The organism is Aeromonas sp. s11, from assembly GCF_040907945.1.
In the GTDB taxonomy this organism is placed as follows: domain Bacteria; phylum Pseudomonadota; class Gammaproteobacteria; order Enterobacterales; family Aeromonadaceae; genus Aeromonas; species Aeromonas veronii.
In genome coordinates this window covers 1-19,266 of record NZ_JBFOCU010000032.1, presented here as the reverse complement: position 1 = coordinate 19,266, position 19,266 = coordinate 1, and the positions used below count along the sequence as shown (strand labels likewise).

Here is a 19,266-nt window from a genome sequence, read left to right as displayed (position 1 = left end):
CGTCATGTTTAATGGAAAAACAATCCTAGTTACCGGTGGCACGGGGTCATTTGGCAAGAAATTCATTGCAACCGTGCTATCCCGCTACCAACCCGCACGACTGATCGTCTACTCCCGTGATGAGCTCAAGCAGTTTGAAATGCAGCAGTGTTTCAACCATCCCTGCATGCGCTATTTTATCGGCGATGTTCGCGATGCCGAGCGCCTCGACATGGCGATGCGCGATGTCGACTTTGTGGTGCATGCCGCTGCGCTCAAGCAAGTGCCAGCTGCCGAATACAACCCGATGGAGTGCATCAAGACCAACGTTGGAGGAGCCGAAAACGTCATCAAGGCCGCGCTCAACAATGGCGTGCAGAAGGTCATTGCACTCTCGACCGACAAGGCTGCCAACCCGATCAACCTTTACGGGGCAACCAAGCTCTGTTCTGACAAGCTCTTTGTCGCCGCCAACAATATGGCGGGCAAGAACCCGAGCATCTTCTCGGTGGTACGTTATGGCAACGTGGTCGGCTCAAGGGGCTCAGTAGTTCCCTTCTTCGACAATCTGATCAAGAGCGGCGCCAGTACGCTGCCTATCACCCACCCCGAGATGACCCGCTTCTGGCTGACCTTGCAGCAAGGCGTAGATTTTGTTCTTAGCAACTTCCAGCGTATGCGCGGTGGCGAACTGTTCGTGCCGAAAATCCCGTCGGTCAAGATCACCGATCTGGCGGCAGCCATGGCTCCGACCCTTAAGCAGGAGATCATCGGCATCCGTGCGGGGGAGAAGCTGCACGAGGTGATGTGTCCGGCTGACGACTCTTTCCACACTTATGAGTTCAACGATTACTACGTGATTGCCCCCAGCATCAGCTTCACCAGCCGCAACAATGATTTCAGCGTTAATGCTCTGGGTGAAACAGCCACACTGGTTGCACCGGGCTTTGAATACAATTCCCTAAATAATCAGCACTTTCTGTCGATAGCCGAACTACAGAGCATGAACCAGCAGGTATTGTCCGAATGATCCCTTATGGCCGCCAATCGATCAGCGATGCCGATATAGAAGCCGTCGTTGCCGTACTGAAATCTGATTATCTGACCCAAGGCCAAGCCGTTCCCGCTTTCGAACAAGGACTGGCAGATTACTGCCAAGTGCCGCATGTGGTTGCTTGCAGTAACGGCACCACTGCGCTTCATCTGGCCTGCGCAGTACTGGATATTGGCGCCCAAGATACAGTTTGGGTTTCTGCGGTCAGTTTTGTTGCGTCGGCGAACTGCGTTCGCTACTACAATGCCAACGTTGATTTTGTCGACGTTGACCCTGCTACCGGTAACCTCGATGTAGTGGCACTGGATAAGAAACTGCAGCAAGCTATGCGCACCCACTCCCTTCCAAAAGCGCTGATTGCTGTACATCTGGCCGGACAGCCCTGCGATCTCGAAGAGATCGGTGCGCTCTGTCGCCAGTACGGAATCGTTCTGATCGAGGATGCCTGCCATGCACTGGGTGCCCACTATCAGGGGTCACCTATCGGTAGTTGCCGTCACAGCGATATGACGGTCTTCAGCTTTCATCCGGTCAAACCGATTACGACCGCAGAAGGAGGCGCTGTCACCACCCGGGATCAGGTGCTGGCCGACAAATTGCGACTCTATCGCAGCCATGGAATCACTCGAGATCCGCAAGCGCTGCTCATGCCCTCTCCCGGAGAGTGGTATTACGAGCAACAACTTCTGGGCTTCAACTATCGCTTGACCGACATTCAGGCGGCACTAGGGCTTAGTCAGTTGAGCCGTCTTGATCAGTTCATTACCCAGCGTCGTGAACTTGCCAGGCGATATGACGCGCTGTTATCCCCCTTGCCAGTCCAGCCGTTGCAGCAGAGTAATAATCGCCAGAGCGGTTATCACCTCTATGTCATTCAGGTGGCTGAACGCGATCAGGTGTTTGCCCGCCTGCGTGCTGCCGGCATTGGCGTCAACGTTCACTATATTCCTATCCCAGCCCAGCCCTACTACCGTGGGCTGGGACATGATCCAGCAGCCTATCCGGGCGCACAAGCCTACTATCAGGGAGCAATCTCTCTTCCACTATTCCCGGCTCTGACTCTCTCAGAGCAGCAACAGGTCGTAGATGCGCTGGAGCAGGCACTATGCGGCTAGCTCTGGGCACAGTGCAATTCGGTCTGGATTACGGGATCAGCAATCACGACGGACAAGTCAGCGATGAGGAACTCGACGCGATCATTGCGTTAGCTCGTCAAGCAGGTATCGACACCCTGGATACGGCGCAAGCCTATGGCAATGCCGAGCAGAGGCTGGGGCAAAGAGATATCACCGACTTCACTCTCATCGACAAGCTGGCACCAGGGCTACCGCTGTCCGATGTTAAGGCAGCGCTCAACAACAGCTTGCATTGGCTGGGGCGAAAACGGCTCGATGGTTTGCTGCTGCACCGTAGCCAAGATGCCTCACCTGCCTTGTTCGAGTTACTCACCGATTTGCAGCAACAGGGCGCGATCGGAAAACTCGGGATCTCCGTCTACTCCCCGGAGGAGCTCGATACCTGGAGCGCAGCTGGCTATCCTCTGGAACTGGTGCAATTACCTGCCAATTTGCTCGATCAACGCTTTTTACGCACTGGATGGCTCGACAAACTGGTAGATATGGGATGTGAAATCCATGTTCGCTCGCTCTTTTTACAGGGCCTGTTATTGATGCAACCAGCGCAGCGACCTGACTATTTTCAGCGTTTCGCTACCGCACTTGAACGATTTGACCACTGGCATCCCTCGGTGGCCCCGCTTGGCAGAGCCCTCTCCATCATGACAGCCCTACCACAGGTGAGCCGCTTTGTTGTCGGTGTTTGTCATGCCCAAGAGCTGGCCGCCATCGTTGCGGCTAGTCAAGTACAGCACGAGTGCTACGAGGCCGATATCGCACACCTGGCGTCTATGGAACAGGAACTTATCAACCCCGGACTCTGGAGAACACGATGATCTTGGGTATTCTGCAGGCCAGAACCAGTTCTTCCCGCCTGCCCAACAAGGTACTAAAGGAACTGCTGGGCGAACCCATGCTGGCAAGGCAGATTGAACGGCTGCAACAGAGCAAGCTGCTGGATAAACTGTTGGTTGCCACCAGCGATCAGTCGGAAGATCGCGCCATTGCCGAGCTGTGCGAGAAGTTGAATATCCCCTGTTTCTGCGGTCCTCTTGACGATGTGTTGCTGCGTTTCTATCTGGCGGCCCAACCCTACAGTCCGACCCATGTTGTGCGTCTCACCGGTGACTGCCCACTGGCTGACCCTATGGTAATAGACGAGCTGATAGCCCTCCATCTCTCGGGCAAGTTCGACTACAGCAGCAACTGCGGCAATCCCAGTTATCCGGATGGGCTGGATGCCGAGATCATGAGTGGATCGACTCTGGCAACCTTGCAGGAAAAGGCCGCCACGCAGACCGAGCGGGAACATGTCACCTATTACGTTCGCTGTCATTCCGAACAGTTTTCTATCGGCGAACTGCAGCGCTCGCCTTCGCTGGCCCACCTGCGCTGGACTGTCGATGAGCCTGCCGACTTTGAACTGGTAGAGCGAATTTATCAGGCTCTCTATCCTGCCAACCCAACCTTTACGACCGACGATATCCTCGCCCTGCTGGCGCAGCAGCCGGAGCTGACAACACTTAATACCCGGCACAAGCGCAACGAAGGATTGGCTAATTCGCTGGCCAAGGAGAATCATATATGACCTCACGTTATCAACATTCACTTGCTCTCTCGGCACGGGCGGAACAGAGCATTCCACTCGGCTCCCAAACCTTCTCCAAAAGTCGCCTCTGTTTCCCCTATGGCGCCGCCCCACTCTTTATCGAGCGCGGCAATGGGGCGCATGTTTGGGATGTAGATGGCAACGAGTATCTTGATTTTGCCAGCGGCCTACTGGCCATCAGTCTTGGATATTGCGATCCGGATGTGAATGAAGCGGTAATGGAGCAACTCAGTCTTGGATCGATCTTCTCCCTTCCCCACCGGCTGGAAACCGAAGTCGCTGAACAGCTCATTGAGCTCATCCCCTGCGCCGAAATGGTTCGCTTTGGCAAAAACGGGACTGATGCCACCTCAGCCTGTATCAGGCTCTCCAGAGCAGTCACAGGCCGCGAGCGGGTAGCAGTCTGTGGCTACCATGGCTGGCAAGACTGGTACATCGGCTCAACCACCCGCCATTTGGGGGTCCCCGAGTGTGTGAGAGAGCTGACCCACAGATTTGACTACAACGATCTTGCCTCGCTGCAGTGCTTGCTGGAAGCTCACCCGGGCGAGTTTGCAGCCGTCATTCTGGAACCGATGAATGTAACCTGGCCAACCCCGGATTTTCTGCCTGGTCTGCGCCAACTCTGCGATGCCCATGGCGCACTACTCATCTTTGATGAGACCATTACAGGTTTTCGCTACCACTTGGGCGGGGCACAGAGCCTCTTTGGTGTGACGCCGGATCTTGCTGCGTTCGGCAAAGGCATGGCCAATGGTTTCCCGATTTCCGCCGTTGTTGGCCGCCGCCAATATATGAAACGGATGGAAGATATCTTCTTCTCCGGCACCTTCGGCGGGGATGTAATTGCCCTCGCTGCGGCCAACGCCGTCATCAAAAAGATGCGGCGACTGGATGTACCAAAGAGGCTTGCAGAGCGGGGACAACAGGTACTGGATGGGCTCGATAGCTTGCTAAAAGAGATCGATGCCCCGGACTGGCTGCATACCGCCGGACATCCGAGCTGGAGCTTTCTGCTGGTTGCGGATTCAGTAAACCACTCTACCTGGCTTCTCAAGAGCTATCTGATCCAGGAGTTGTGCAAGCGAGGGATCCTCACCCTTGGCAGTCACAATATGAATCTGGCCCACAGCGAACAGGATGTGGCCGCTTTGCTGGCCACCTATCGCGACATACTGCCAGCGCTAATCCACCATGATCACGATAAATCTCTAACAGCCAAACTACACGGCAAACCTATACAGCCAGTGTTCAAGGTACGCTAAATGATGACACTTTGGATTTTTACCGAGGGTGATAAACAGAGAGGCTTGGGGCATCTAAGTCGATGTCATTCATATGCCACTGCATGGGAAAAATTAGGTGGTAAAGTTCAATGGGTGATTGATGGCGATTCAATTGCACATCAGTTTATTAATGGGAATAACGTAGTATGGAAACAATGGCAGTTCGAAAAAATAACGATTTCCTTGAACATGGATATTGCTATTATAGATAGCTATACAGCATCAGTAACACAACTTAAAAAGTTATCATCGTTTTTTAAAATAACAGCATATGTTGATGATACTTTTCGCGTGAAATATCCAAAAGGTCTAGTTATACATCCCACACCAAACGTAACTAAAATTACAAACCATCCATCTCGATGGCTCATCGGCACATCATGGCAACCCATCAGACCAGATTTCATTGACATCCGCAAAAGGAATAAAGCACCAAAAAAACCCATTAATAATATTCTTGTTATGATGGGTGGAACAGATATTCTGGGGATAACTAACCGTATAGTTAACATCACAAAAGACATATATCCAACTGCAACAATACACATAATAACAAATATACAGACAGCATGTTCATCAAATTGTATCTATTACTCTAACCTTAGCGCCAAACAGGTAGCAGAGTTAATGTATCAAAGTGACATATCTATTTGTGCTGCAGGGCAGACAATTTTTGAGTTAATAGCATCTTTGCTACCTTCAATTATTATAAAAACAGCCGAAAACCAGTCTTCACAACTAGAGAGTATCTCTAGCCATAACTTATTTGAAATTATTGACAACTGGGAAAATGATAATATTATAGAAAAAATAATAACCTCTATGTCGATATTAAATGACTTTCAAACAAGAAAAAATCATGTTGTGAACATGAGTAAATATCCTATTCCTGACGGGGCACAACGACTATCTCACTTACTTTTTTATTATTCAAAAATATCTACAGCTATCACTTATAGAGAGTTGACATTAATCCCATTCACTCAATTAAATAAATCTGAAAAAATAACTGTTTTATCTATAAGGAATAGATATAAAGTTCGCAAAGAAATGCATGACACAAAGCGTATATCAATATCCTCTCATATTAACTTCATCAAAAGTCAAGAACAGGATCCTTGCAATTTAAACTATGCGGTTTTCTATGGAAATAAAATCATGGGTTCTACATCTTTACATAGAATCGATTGGATAAAAAAAGAGGCCTGGTTAGACATATATAGACACCCTAGTGATAAATGGTTAGGGTTTGGAAATAAAATACTTCAGGCAATAGAATATATCGCATTTGATATAGCAAATTTAGAAAAGCTAAATTTGTGTGTAAAAGTAACTAATGATGTAGCTTTTAAACTATATAAAAAATCTAACTTCCTCGAAAGAGGCTCAAATGAGGGGTTCCTAGAAATGGAACTTACTAAAAATAGGAGGTGAGATGAATTATAAGGAAAAAATTATTTTAGTTATATCAGCCCATCCTGATGATGAAACCATTGGGTGTGGTGGCACTATTGCCAAACACATTAACCAAGGTGATATTGTATATGTATTATCATTTACTAATGGTATCGGTGCCAGAGTAAATAATATTGACGATGGAAATTTATCGCAAGAGAGAAAGCAAGCATCTGATCTAGCAGCCAAAACCATTGGATTCACTTGGATTGGAAGAGGTCAATTTCCAGATAATATGCTTGATACTGTGCCACTCCTCGAATTAGCAAGATATATAGAGGAAGTAAAAAAACATATATCTCCTGATATAATATATACTCATTCGTCTGCAGATCTTAACATCGATCATAGGCGAGTTCATGAGGCAACATTAGTTGCTTTTAGAGCTCAGCCAAATGAGTCATGGCAAGAAATAAGAGCTTATGAAATTGCATCCTCAACAGAATGGGGAGTTCGTACCTTTAACCCTAACTTATTTGTAAACATCGATAAGTTTATGCATAAAAAAATTGAAGCGCTCAACTGTTATTGGATGGAGATGAGAGATATACCTCACCCAAGATCAATATCCTCCATAGAAAATATAAATAGAGTTAGAGGCTCTCAGGCTGGCTTTAATTATTCAGAAGCTTTTGAAATAATTAAATCGAGGTCGCTGTAAATGAAATATGCTATTGCTTGCAAAAGCAACTCATTCTGGAGTTTGCTACAGGAAAAATCACCTGCGTTGCTTAACAATGCAGCTTATATTTGTAAATATCAAGAGGATTTACTCCTGTTGTCTAAAAAAAATATAGATTTGATTTTTTTTCCACATTGGTCATGGATTGTTTCTAATAAGTTAATAGAAGAATGTACATGCATCTGCTTTCATAGCACTCCTTTACCCTACGGCAGAGGAGGTAGCCCCATTCAGAATATGGTGCTGAATGGACATCAAACTACTCAAGTAGTGGCACTTAAAATGACAAATCAGCTAGATGCCGGCCCTATATATTTACGCCAAGATGTATCCCTACTTGGCGGTGGCGAGGAGGTATTCAGAAGGATCTATCTCGCTAGCATATCAATGATGAATAAACTATTGCATGAACTCCCTACGCCAATACCACAAATTGGGGATGTCACATTATTTGAGCGTAGAAAAAACGAGCAAAGCAATATTGATATGAATAACAGCATTGAACATATTTTTGATAAAATAAGAGTTTTAGATGTTGATGGTTACCCTCCAGCTTATATTGACGTTGGTAAATATAGGTTAATTTTTTCGCATCCGATAATGCGATTATCTGGAGATATAGAAGCACATGTTCGCATACAGAAACATAACGATTAAAATCAAAATTGTTTCAAGGATTTAATGATAACTATGACTGAATTTACAATCAATGGACGTATAATCGGTCCAGATACCCCTCCCTATATAATTGCCGAACTCTCCGGCAACCATAATGGCCAGCTGGAGAGGGCACTGGCGCTGGTAGATGCGGCTGCCGACGCGGGAGCTGATGCCATCAAGCTGCAAACCTATACCGCTGACACCATGACAATCGACTGTGATCTACCGGATTTTCATATTCAGGGCGGTTTATGGGATGGCCATACCCTTTACGATCTCTACACCCTAGCCCATACCCCATGGGAATGGCACCAGCCTCTCTTTGAACGAGCAAAGTCACGCGGATTGACTATTTTCTCCACTCCCTTCGACGAGAGTGCTGTTGATTTTTTGGAGGAGCTGGGTACTCCTGCATACAAGATTGCCTCATTCGAAATTACCGATCTTCCCCTGCTCAGCTACATAGCTCAACAAGGAAAGCCGGTAATTATCTCTTCTGGCATGTCAACTGAAGATGAAATTGCCAAGGCAATAACCATTTTGCGTGAAAATGGTTGCTCACAGATCCTGCTGCTTCATTGTGTCAGTGGCTACCCAACCCCTCTTGCTGATATCAATCTCAAGCGGATTACCCGCTTGGCAGAGACATTTTCAGTACCCGTTGGTCTCTCTGATCACACGATGGGAAATACCGCCGCTCAGCTGGCAATAGCATTGGGCGTTGTGGCCATCGAGAAACACCTGACCTTGGCTCGCGCTGATGGCGGCCCGGATGCCGAGTTCTCACTTGAACCAGGTGAACTTAAAGAGCTCTGCAGCCAGGCAAAACTCTGCTGGCAAGCGTTGGGGTCAGGAGAAAGTGGTGACAACCAGGCTGAACAGGCAAACCTGAGATTTCGTCGTTCTTTGTATTTTGTTACCGACATTCCAGCGGGCACCACCATAAAACCGGAACACATCCGACGGATCCGGCCAGGTTATGGGTTGCCACCTGAAGCATTGCCAAAAATATTGGGAAAAAAAGCTCGCCAAGATATTTATCGCGGCCAAGCCGTCAGTCTTAAAGATATTTTTTTATAAAAAACAGTCATTGGCACATATAAGCCAATGACTATTTTAAACTTTCAAGTCACCATAAAAACGTAATGACGACCTGATATCGCCACCAAATCCTCGCTTGAAGTGACTAATATTGCATTCCTTCTCTGTCGATAAATGGCCAAGAGAGTTAATCACATTATTATAAACACTCTCCCCCATACTAAACTCAACACATCCCATATCTCTGGAGTGCAAAATACCTAGCCAAATCGGATAATGAGAAAGAGGGAAGTGAAACAGTTCTCGCTCATACACACCAACAGAGTAATAGGCAAGTTTCCCTGATGCTGCAAACAAAGACATGCCAACCAGCGTTTCATTTAAATGACTAACAACAAGAAAATTCTCTCCAGTCTGTACTAACCTCATCTGTTCTACCCAAGAGTCATGGCTTCGGGTTCGCCTACCAGCAACAGCGACATGAAACTCTTCGAAATCCAGAAAATCTTGCTCTGTTACATTATTAGCATCGATAATCTTGCACTCCAGATGACGGGCTCCCCAGTTGATATTTTGGCGGAAAACTTTTCGCATATCACTCAGCATTAATTCATCACTAACCAGCCTAATAATTTGTTCAGAATAAACTCGTGGTGATATCCCCAACACTAATAGAGTTCTAGCGACAAAACTTATTTCACTAGAAGACTCCTGAAAATCGATAACGCCTCCTTCTTGCAATAAGGAAAGAATATGGGCCTGAGCCACTAACTCAGCTTGGCGTTGCTGTTCTGCTTTACCCTTGCAAAGTAGCAAAGCAGATTGTCCATACCAACCATAATGTGCAGAGTCATTTACAATATGGCGAGTAAGTAAAACAATAATCTCACCCTCTGGATAGAACACCCCAAAAGATAAGTCTTCAAAGGATGAGTTATAATATTTCTTGAAATACTCAATATGCCCAGGAGTCCTCAAACCACCGAACTCAAGTAATCGTACACCCAGTAACTTCTCAAATTCACTGTTAGATAAGGTTTCTATTTTCATTTTTTAGCACTAATAACTAAATACTCTACTTCATTACTACTTTTAGCATATTCCCTTCGGATTGATGCAATCTCTAGGGAATTGAAGTCTGAATACAACTTTTCAGCAGTCTGAACATCAAGGAATGATGTCAGTCCATTTCCTGCCAGTGGATACCCCATCGGAATATCAGTGATGGATATATCATCACACCAAGTAAGGCCAGAAGATTGGCAAACAGAAGAGTTTTTTCCAAGATGGTAGGAAAATAAATACCCCCCTGGTTTTAGACAGCGATATATCTCAGAGATCGTTGCAATATGCTGTGTAAGGGTTAAGTGCTGCATGGATACTACATCGACTATTGCGTCAAAATAACTATCAGGGTATGGTAATTCTGTCATGCTACCGACATCAAGTTGAGCATTAACATTCCAAGATGCAATAACTTGCTTGCAAAGATCTATACCTGCTGATGATAAATCTATCCCCCAAGTATCGAAGCCTTCTTTTGCCAGCATCCATATATTTGCCCCACTGCCACAACCTACCTCAAGAATTCGACACTCACCTCGTTCTTTTTTAGATAGATGAAATAAACTGGAGGCCAAAAAACCTATCAAGCTTTCATTCGGATAGCGCCGCTGTGAAGCGGCACCATTTTCCAAGTAAAGCTTATTGAATATATTATTGTCATCATCAGTCATTTAGATACCTCTCTTTATAAATTATCTTCCATCACTCTGCAAGAAAGCAACACAGAGTGCATGAGCATAACATAATTTCAACACTCACCTGAACAGATAATTACATAGCCATAACATTTTACTTTTTAAATAAATTAACCACATCATTATCTATCATATCTACGCTGTCGAGAGCCATTGGATACATTTCTTTTGCTTTACGAAGAAAATCCAACCAAATGTCAATTGCTGGTTCAATTAGTGAAAGTGTTTTTTTCTCCCCATCAAATGAATAAGCAATGGATGTTAATAGAGTGAATACATAATTCATAGAACCAATCATAAATATCGTGATATGCTTTTGCTGAGTCGCTGCTATTTGATGAAGATAATTAAAATGTCGTAGCATCAGCTGATTAATTTCATTTCTAGATGAGAAATGCTGCTGCCATTCATCAATCATTTTATCAACAAAGTAATTGAAATATTCAATATCAAGTAATGGGTAAAAATCTTGCTTTGATAACGATAACGGAGCAGACATGCGTGTTACAATTTCACTTAGTAAAAATGATTTGTCTACTGGCTGGAGTTGGCCTAATACACGACTACGGAGAGGTGTAGCACCTGTTATCTTAGCGCCATCACTACAGTTGAAACACTGCACATCATCATGAATTTTCAATACCTGCTCTATAACTTTTCGAGATGTATCGAACATTGCATCACTAATAACAACACTACCAAAATTGCCTTCTCTTATTAATTGGCGCTCACCACATACTATCTCCGTTAGAGCTTTCGCCCCCTCTTCGCTGTTATAATAAGCACTAAATTTTGAATGATGGTGGCTTTTATCTTTATAACCATTATCCAAGCCAAACAAATATAAATTCTTAAATCCAAGATGGATCGGTACGCTGACACCAATATTACCAACCATAGGGTTCACACCACCTAAATCGGTAAAAAGTCTTGTTTCAGGAAAAAATGTCTTACACAACATGACACCTGGTTCCGAGCGTTTGAATAACAAAGCCGAATTTTTAAATAACGTGGCGCAATATGGATGGATCACATCCAAACTTAAAAAAATGATTTCTTTTAAATATTCTGGGTCATTCATACTGACCAGAAAATCATAAACACTTTTGGTTCGCTCTGTTGCGACATAAATATCAGGCCTTATACCCACGTTATGCAATGCAGTAATTGCACTTCCACAAGCAATTAATATAGCGCAATCTCTATTTTTCTCTATAACAGCAAGTGTCTCATCCAGTGAAGGACCATTACCAATAACAAAAACAGGTATGTCTTGCTGTTCTTTAAATATTTTTTCATTATTTTTTAAAAATCGCACACCCTGTTCAATATTGCTTATTGTATGTGAGAGAGCAATAAGATTGTCGTCAAAGAACCCCCACCCCATAACTAAAAGGTGATATTCAAGTTTAACTTTTTCCATTAAACTTTTTATCGTGTCATTCTGATATCCCCACATGATAAAAGAGTTTGCAATAAGAAATGCTCCACGACTATGAATTGCAGAGCCAAAATCAGTAATGATTGTTTTCTCGTCTTGCCCTAATAGAATATGTAAACCGAGGTTCTCCTGATAAAGATAATCTAGCAGAAGGTCCCAATCGAAACAAAAAAGAGATGCATAAAAGAGATCTAAGTCTGGCTCAAAAAGAAATAAAGTACCGATCTTACACTGTTCGTATAAATAGCCCAAGTGATACCCAAGACCGACCCCAAAAACCAAAGCACTGGGAACTTCGCTTGGCACTACCTCCAATGAGTCCTCTCGTAATAAAATGTCATCAAAATACGCATTAAGTTTATTTAGATACTCGACGTGCATAAATCCCAATGGGTTATCTTCTTGGCTAAATGACACTTTTGAAAGCACTCCTTTAGCCATAAAATCTTTAACCAATGTCTCGCACACAAGATATGGTTCATCGCCATAGACTGCGATATTATCATCAACCCAAGCCAGATTAGGTTGGCCATTTTCATTACAAAAAAATCGAAATGGACGTGTAGGCTTATATGATTCATATATCTCTGCAATATGAGGGATATATTTATGAAATGCAGCAATACTCCGTGAGAATCGAAGTGGTAAAGCAATAGACATTGCGGCTTCTTGTTCCGCCTGTTTTTTTAGGCGTAAAGCAACATCCTCAGCTTCTTTCAAAACACTGTTAATATATTCAGACATCATAACCCCTTAATATTCTCACTATATACTCTCTTGGCCTTACTCGCCAATCCAATAGAAGAGAGCTTTTTAAATATTAACTTTTGATGATCAGATGCCATTTTTTTCATACTTTCTTCTTGTTTGTAAATTATGGCAGCCAATAACATTGCATCCTGTTTAAGATTTTGTTTATTTTCAACCAACTGTAACAGGCTCTCAATCAATGATTGCCGATAATCCATCCTAACAGATGCCTCATCATAACATTTTTTCGACAAGAGAGATTCGATCTGCTCGTAATTATCTGTAAGTGCTTGTTGCAAAGAGGTTAGGCTTATCATTATAGCTCTCCTAGCTGTTGTCTCATTTGATAACCTTGTTGTTTAGCGACCTCAGGTAATTGATCCCAACCGGATTTTATAGTCACCATCAACGCCATAACCTCTTCAATTGGGGCGGTATCCAATGCAAGGCTGCCATCCCAGATCCGCTCATCCATATAGGAATAAAGGCTATACAAATTTTCAGCAACAGTCCCTTGATTCATATCCAACGCATCCTGTAAACCGTGTAATAATCCTTGTGCTTTAGATACCGCTGTAGCTTTTGCTTCCATATCACGACGTTCAATTGCGCCTTTGGCTTGAGCCAAGCGTTCAAGTACACCTTGCATCATGAGTTGAATCACACGATGAGGATCGGCAACAGCCAAGTCAGCAGCGACACTGGTTGCCTTATATGCTTTTAGATTACGCTGGTACATCGCCTGCTCCTCGTAATATTAATTTATTTCTTGTTATTAATCTGTAATGATTGCAGTGCTGACGCAGAGTGATTCATCTTAACCAACAACGCATCCAGACTACCATATTGTGCACGCAATGATGCTTCATATTTTACCAGCTGAGCATTTGATGTTGCCTGCTTTTGATTCAAACTACGTAAGTCTGCATTCAATGTATCGGTACGCTCAGCCAACATACCACCGGACTTGGTATACTCTTTTAATCCTTTATTCAATGCACCGGCAAGGCCATTATCACCACCGAACAAGGCAACAACCTGATCAAAGTTTTTATCAACAGCTTGGCCAAACTTCTCGTTATCCAGAGATAGCTTGCCCTTATTATCCATTTTTATACCAATCTCGAAGATACTCGAGTACGTTGTACTGGTACCCGTTTTACTAGTAATAGTATTGGCCATAAAGTTACTGATTGTCCGAGTGCTTGCATCCCCAGCCAGAGCGCCACCATCATCCTGCCTGACACCACCAACTATACTGTTGCGCTTGCCAAGCGCATCCATTTTATCCTGCAGTGCGTTGTATCCATCAACAAACTGCTTAACCATATCCTGGATAGATTTTTTATCTGTTGTGATATCTACTTTGTTTGATTTTAGATCACCACTGCTATCTTTATCAGAAACTCGCAACACGGTGAGTTTCAGGTCTTGGATAGAATCATCAAAAACGTTGGAATCACTTTTAAGTGCATTTCCATCAACAACAATTTCGGCACTACTTGCAGCCTGTGTTTGACTCATAACATTGCTAGGAGAACCAATAGAGAACATACCTAGCTCTGAGGTATTTCCAGTGATAGTCAAATCCTTACCATCACCAGAAATGCCGGAATCAATAATTAACTTGGCTTTACCATCCAAGGTGTTAACGATATTAGCACTCAGACCAAAGTTATCCCCACTGCTATTGATGGTTTTCCTAATATCCTGCAAGGTATATCCAGCTTTAACATCGATCTTGAACTCTTTATCACCAGCCTTGAAAGTCAGTTGACCATCCTGAGTAATGAGTGGTGCGGTTGAGCTGTCAAATACGCCCTCCTGACGACTGGTTGTCGCCAATTTATTAACTGTGACATTGTACTGACCATTAGAGCCACCACTTTTACTCTCAACCTTCATCACAGGATTATCTTTATCCTGCGTGATGTTGATAGACCGCTTGTTGAAAGCTCCGGGCTTGCTCAATGTGTCGAGAATATCGGTGAAGGTCGTGAGGGATGACTTGAGCTGACCAATGCCAGAAAGCGCGATCTGGGTGCTGTTTTGTTTTTTGATAATCGGTTGTTGCAACTGTGCCTTCTTGGCCGCCACACTAGCCGCAATCACACTCTCAAGATCGATTCCCGAACCGGCACCGGCAGAGGTAATAGCCATGTTATTTTCTCCTCATTCTTTCAATTTATATCTCGCGATCGAGTAACAATCCAAGTTTGGGATTTGCCCCCGCCTCACCTTGACGCAAGGCCTGAATCCGTTTGTGAATGGCGAGCAACTCTTCGGTGGGGATTTGGCGTATCACTGACTGGGTATCAGTATCCATAACCTTAATCACTACTTGGCCCAAGTCTTGCTCCACACTGAAATTAACAGTCCACCCTTGCAGGTGGCCAAACTCCTGCAAATTTTGTACCTGCTTTTCAATATCTGACTGATTTTGCTGCTGAAGGAGGCCATTATCCTTTGGTTCTTGCTCTTTCCGTGGCGCAACATGAGCATCTTCCACAGCTTCTTCCATCGTTCCAGAAAGCAGTTGAGCGGCCACTTGGCCGCTCTTGTCACTTAGCTGTAAGGAAGCGCCATGGGCAGATGACAGATTGCCTATTTCAGTTGTCATCTTATATCTCCCATCTTAGTCAGCTGGGTCTACTCATTATCCAAGCAGGGAAAGAGCGGACTGCGGTCTCTGGTTAGCCTGAGCCAGGATGCTGGACGCCGCCTGTTGCAGAATATTTTGTTTGGTCATATTGGCCGTCTCAGTCGCAAAATCAGCATCACGGATGCGGGAACGAGCCGCACTGACGTTTTCCGAAATATTCGCCTGGTTACGGATGGTAGAGTCCAATCTGTTTTGTACTGCACCCAGTTCAGCACGTTTACCATCCACGACAGCTAACATCAGGTCTGCTGCAGCCAACACCTCCTGCGCGTTACTCTGGCTAACGATGCTAATCCCAGTTGCAGCACCACCAGTAAATATAGCTGTCACATCCAACGCCGTACCAATCACGGTCCCCATGTTAACAGCTGTACCCGCAGCTTTGGCAATCCCGGAGATACTGAATCCCATCGATTGATCCAAGCCAAAGCTTATGGTTTGTTGTGCATCCGCCCCAACCTGGAAGGTCCCAGTGTATGAACCATCCAGCAATTTTGTTCCTGCAAAAGTAGTATCTCTGGAGATACGATTAATCTCAGAACCGAGCTGATCGACCTCTTTTTGCAGCGCTTGACGATCCTTGGCAGAGTTGGAACCGTTAGCTGACTGTTGTGCCAGAGTGCGCATACGCTGCAGCATGCCGGTGACTTCATCCATGGCACCTTCGGCAGTCTGCGCCAAAGAGATGCCATCGTTAGCATTTCGGTTACCCTGATCCAGACCGTTGATCTGGGAAGTCAAACGGTTGGAAATCTGTAGACCCGCCGCATCATCTTTTGCGCTGTTGATACGCAAACCAGATGCCAGACGAGTATATGAGGTATCCAGAGATTTGGTGGTATTCATCAAATTACGCTGGGCGTTCAGTGATGACGTATTGGTGTTAATGAACATGGCCATAATAAATTCTCCCGAAGAACATGCGACTGCAGGTTGCGTCGTCAAAACTGCACGACGTCCCACCGTTTGAAGAGCAGGTTGAACATTCCAGTCTCTTCAGGCGGGTGTCTGTTTGAACGAACAGGTCACCCGCAGTAGTGCAAACGTTGGATTCCGAACACCCCTCGATTGCTTCACTTTATTTAACGGCAGCACAGAGACAAGCTTTAGGAAAATTGTTGCCCAAAGCGGCAACTTTTATCCGGCAGGCGGCAACAGAACATGAATTGAGCAGCGTCACCATACAACTCACCGCTGATGATGACGCAGTTTACGGCATGAGGTACATTGGCACGGTTCATGCAATGAACAGAACGACGTCAATTTGGCGACACAATAAAAAGAGGCCGGTAAACCGGCCTAAAGATGAGCATATGCTCAGGAGAATATGACCAAGCGTGACAGAACTGAACAGCTGGACAACACTTGGCATTACTAGTAGAGAATTATATCTCTCCTGATAGAACAGAGTGCGACCCGAACACCCCTTTGTTCCATCTCTTGACCAGGGCGGCCTGAACAACCGCCCTGTTTTCTTTTGTTAGCCTTGCAGCAGTTGAAGTGCTGACTGAGGTCTCTGGTTAGCCTGTGACAGGATACTGGAGGCTGCCTGCTGCAGTATATTCTGCTTGGTCATGTTGGCAGTTTCGATGGCAAAGTCTGCATCTCGGATACGGGAACGAGCGGCGCTGACGTTTTCTGAGATATTGGCTTGGTTGCGAATAGTCGAATCCATCCGGTTCTGTACCGCACCCAGTTCAGCTCGTTTACCATCCACAACTGCTAGCATCAGGTCTGCAGCAGCCAACACCTCCTGCGCACTACTCTGGCTAACGATGCTAATCCCTGTTGCGGCACCACCAGTAAATATAGCAGTCACATCCAACGCCGTACCAATCACGGTCCCCATATTAACGGCTGTACCGGCAGCCTTGGCAATCCCAGAGATACTGAACCCCATCGACTGATCCAAGCCAAAGCTAATTGTTTGTTGTGCATCTGCACCAACTTGGAAAACACCACTAAAAGTACCATCTAGCAATTTGGTACCTGCAAAAGTGGTGGAAGTAGATATACGGTTGATCTCTGCACCCAGCTGATCCACCTCTTTTTGCAGCGCTTGACGATCCTTGGCAGAGTTGGAACCGTTAGCCGACTGTTGTGCCAAAGTACGCATACGCTGCAGCATGCCGGTCACTTCATCCATGGCACCTTCCGCAGTTTGTGCCAGAGAGATACCATCATTAGCGTTACGGTTACCTTGGTCCAGACCGTTGATCTGAGAGGTCAAGCGGTTGGAAATTTGCAGACCCGCGGCATCATCTTTGGCGCTGTTGATACGCAAACCAGATGCCAGTCGAGTGTAGGAAGTATCCAGTGATTTGGTCGCATTCATCATATTACGCTGAGCGTTGAGTGATGAAACGTTAGTGTTGATAAAAAGGCCCATGACTATTCTCCTAAGCTATTAAATTTACTCTTCTATTTGCTCGAGCTTTATTATTTTCTGTGCCCGATGCGTCTTATTTAACGGCTCGTTTTTGGATGTCTTTAGCATTTTTTTCAACGCTTCATCGCATTAACGCCGCTTACCTTATATATCGGCGGGTCGGGGGGATACTTAAGGAAAAAATCGGACCTTAACCTGTGATGGGCTCAACCTTCTGAAGCTAAATAGCTGTTCCGAATAGTAGATCACCGGAGGAAGGGAACTCAGTCCAGTTTGTGCGATCTGATTAGTCGCTAAACAAAACAAGCCACACCCAAAGGACTGAGTTGATGCCTATCCTACCACCTCTGCCACGACCACAACGGCGCCGCATTCACAAAATCATCCATGCCACCCGTGATAAAGGACATGCTCGTCGCTTGATGGCCATCTTGCTGTTACATGAAGGACGCACGATCACCGATGTTCATCACCTTACCGGCGCTGCGCGCTCGACCATCGGTCGTTGGCTTCGGTGGTATCGAGATGAAGGCATAGATGCGCTAGAAGCCTTACCGGCTGGCCGTGCCCCAGTCTTACCTATCGCCAAGATTGTCACCTTACTGGTGCTGCTCATGCAGTTTTCTCCGCAAGATTTTGGTTATCAGCGCAGCCGTTGGTGTACTGAACTATTGGCTATAAAAATCAATCGGTTAACAGGGCTCAATGTGGCAGCCTCCACGCTCCGCCGATGGTTACCTCGTATGGGCATTGTCTGGCGCAGGCCCGTGCCGACCTTGCGGATAAAAGACCCAGCCTATCAGGAAAAAATGGCGAATATCGACGCCGCGCTGGCCCGCTGTGATGCCGATAATCCGGTGTTTTATGAGGATGAAGTCGATATAGACCTCAATCCCAAATTAGGAGCCGACTGGATGTTCAGAGCGCAGCAAAAGCGGGTTGTCACACCGGGGCAGAATGCCAAGCATTATCTGGCAGGCGTTCTCCACGCAGGCAACGGAAGGGTACTTTACGTCAGCGGGATCAAGAAAAACTCATCGCTGTTTATTGCCATGCTGGAAAAGCTGCGCCACCACTACCGACGAGCCAAAACCATCACGTTGATCCTCGATAACTACATCATTCACAAAAGCAAACAGACCGAGCGATGGTTGAAGAAGAATCCCAAGTTCTGCCTGGTGTTCCAGCCAGTTTACAGCCCTTGGGTTAATCACATAGAACGGCTATGGCACAAGTTACATGAAACCATCACGCGCAATCATCAATGCAGAGGGATGGCAAACCTGCTGGCCCGAGTGAAACACTTCATGGATACCGTGTCTCCTTTCCCGGGGAATGGCTATGGCACAGCGAAGGTGTAGCACTATTGGGATCAGTTATTTA

19 protein-coding genes are annotated in these 19,266 nt (G+C 45.5%); 10 read left to right on the top strand and 9 right to left on the bottom strand.

The features are described 5' to 3' along the window. Positions 1–4 precede the first annotated feature (4 nt). The 9 genes from pseB to pseI are packed head-to-tail and all read left to right on the top strand — an operon-like array spanning position 5 to position 8,920. Complete coding sequence (gene pseB / locus AB5Y84_RS09840) at positions 5–1,009, top strand: UDP-N-acetylglucosamine 4,6-dehydratase (inverting) (protein ID WP_115544860.1); 1,005 nt, start codon at positions 5–7, stop codon at positions 1,007–1,009. Next, the gene (gene pseC / locus AB5Y84_RS09835) at positions 1,006–2,148 is read left to right on the top strand and encodes a UDP-4-amino-4,6-dideoxy-N-acetyl-beta-L-altrosamine transaminase (protein WP_201998340.1); all 1,143 of its coding nucleotides are present in this window, start codon (positions 1,006–1,008) and stop codon (positions 2,146–2,148) included. The genes pseB and pseC overlap by 4 nt, the downstream gene beginning before the upstream one ends. Next, entirely contained in the window at positions 2,139–2,984 is an 846-nt protein-coding gene (locus AB5Y84_RS09830; RefSeq protein WP_108542038.1) for an aldo/keto reductase, read from the top strand. Before pseC ends, AB5Y84_RS09830 begins: the two co-directional genes overlap by 10 nt. Continuing rightward, a complete protein-coding gene (locus AB5Y84_RS09825; protein ID WP_201998342.1) occupies positions 2,981–3,736 on the top strand; it encodes an NTP transferase domain-containing protein in 756 nt (251 codons plus the stop codon). Before AB5Y84_RS09830 ends, AB5Y84_RS09825 begins: the two co-directional genes overlap by 4 nt. Next, complete coding sequence (locus AB5Y84_RS09820; RefSeq protein WP_201998344.1) at positions 3,733–5,022, top strand: aminotransferase class III-fold pyridoxal phosphate-dependent enzyme; 1,290 nt, start codon at positions 3,733–3,735, stop codon at positions 5,020–5,022. Before AB5Y84_RS09825 ends, AB5Y84_RS09820 begins: the two co-directional genes overlap by 4 nt. Beyond that, positions 5,023–6,477 carry a GNAT family N-acetyltransferase gene (locus AB5Y84_RS09815; protein ID WP_201998346.1) on the top strand — a complete coding sequence of 485 codons (1,455 nt, stop codon included), beginning with the start codon at positions 5,023–5,025 and terminating at the stop codon, positions 6,475–6,477. Position 6,478: 1 nt separating this feature from the next. Beyond that, a complete protein-coding gene (locus tag AB5Y84_RS09810; RefSeq protein ID WP_128835971.1) occupies positions 6,479–7,159 on the top strand; it encodes a PIG-L deacetylase family protein in 681 nt (226 codons plus the stop codon). After that, a complete protein-coding gene (locus AB5Y84_RS09805; RefSeq protein ID WP_128835973.1) occupies positions 7,160–7,837 on the top strand; it encodes a formyltransferase family protein in 678 nt (225 codons plus the stop codon). Positions 7,838–7,870: 33 nt separating this feature from the next. Next, positions 7,871–8,920, top strand: a complete 1,050-nt coding sequence (gene pseI / locus AB5Y84_RS09800; RefSeq protein ID WP_128835975.1) for a pseudaminic acid synthase — start codon at positions 7,871–7,873, stop codon at positions 8,918–8,920. A gap of 36 nt (positions 8,921–8,956) precedes the next feature. Here pseI and AB5Y84_RS09795 read toward each other — a convergent pair whose 3' ends face one another. The 9 genes from AB5Y84_RS09795 to AB5Y84_RS09755 all read right to left on the bottom strand — a co-directional run bounded on the left by AB5Y84_RS09795 (position 8,957) and on the right by AB5Y84_RS09755 (position 17,883). Beyond that, complete coding sequence (locus AB5Y84_RS09795) at positions 8,957–9,931, bottom strand: hypothetical protein (protein ID WP_128835977.1); 975 nt, start codon at positions 9,929–9,931, stop codon at positions 8,957–8,959. Next, complete coding sequence (locus AB5Y84_RS09790) at positions 9,928–10,617, bottom strand: class I SAM-dependent methyltransferase (protein WP_106843021.1); 690 nt, start codon at positions 10,615–10,617, stop codon at positions 9,928–9,930. Before AB5Y84_RS09790 ends, AB5Y84_RS09795 begins: the two co-directional genes overlap by 4 nt. 118 nt (positions 10,618–10,735) lie before the next feature. Beyond that, entirely contained in the window at positions 10,736–12,826 is a 2,091-nt protein-coding gene (locus AB5Y84_RS09785) for a 6-hydroxymethylpterin diphosphokinase MptE-like protein (protein WP_106843022.1), read from the bottom strand. Beyond that, positions 12,826–13,149, bottom strand: a complete 324-nt coding sequence (locus AB5Y84_RS09780; protein ID WP_106843023.1) for a hypothetical protein — start codon at positions 13,147–13,149, stop codon at positions 12,826–12,828. The genes AB5Y84_RS09785 and AB5Y84_RS09780 overlap by 1 nt, the downstream gene beginning before the upstream one ends. Continuing rightward, positions 13,149–13,571, bottom strand: coding sequence for a flagellar export chaperone FliS (fliS, locus tag AB5Y84_RS09775; RefSeq protein WP_106843024.1), 423 nt, complete (start codon positions 13,569–13,571; stop codon positions 13,149–13,151). Before fliS ends, AB5Y84_RS09780 begins: the two co-directional genes overlap by 1 nt. A gap of 23 nt (positions 13,572–13,594) precedes the next feature. Next, entirely contained in the window at positions 13,595–14,992 is a 1,398-nt protein-coding gene (gene fliD, locus AB5Y84_RS09770; RefSeq protein ID WP_106843025.1) for a flagellar filament capping protein FliD, read from the bottom strand. 25 nt (positions 14,993–15,017) lie between these two features. Continuing rightward, entirely contained in the window at positions 15,018–15,452 is a 435-nt protein-coding gene (locus tag AB5Y84_RS09765; RefSeq protein WP_106843026.1) for a flagellar protein FlaG, read from the bottom strand. Positions 15,453–15,488: 36 nt separating this feature from the next. After that, positions 15,489–16,394: a flagellin gene (locus AB5Y84_RS09760; protein ID WP_106843027.1), complete on the bottom strand. Its 906-nt coding sequence runs from the start codon at positions 16,392–16,394 to the stop codon at positions 15,489–15,491. Between the two features lie 580 nt (positions 16,395–16,974). Further along, positions 16,975–17,883, bottom strand: a complete 909-nt coding sequence (locus AB5Y84_RS09755) for a flagellin (protein ID WP_106843028.1) — start codon at positions 17,881–17,883, stop codon at positions 16,975–16,977. A 329-nt stretch (positions 17,884–18,212) separates the two neighbouring features. Here AB5Y84_RS09755 and AB5Y84_RS09750 point away from each other — a divergent pair, with 329 nt between their 5' ends. Further along, positions 18,213–19,244 (top strand): IS630-like element ISAhy2 family transposase, encoded by a 1,032-nt coding sequence (locus tag AB5Y84_RS09750; protein ID WP_001809438.1) that lies wholly within the window; start codon positions 18,213–18,215, stop codon positions 19,242–19,244. The last annotated feature ends 22 nt before the right edge of the window (positions 19,245–19,266 follow it).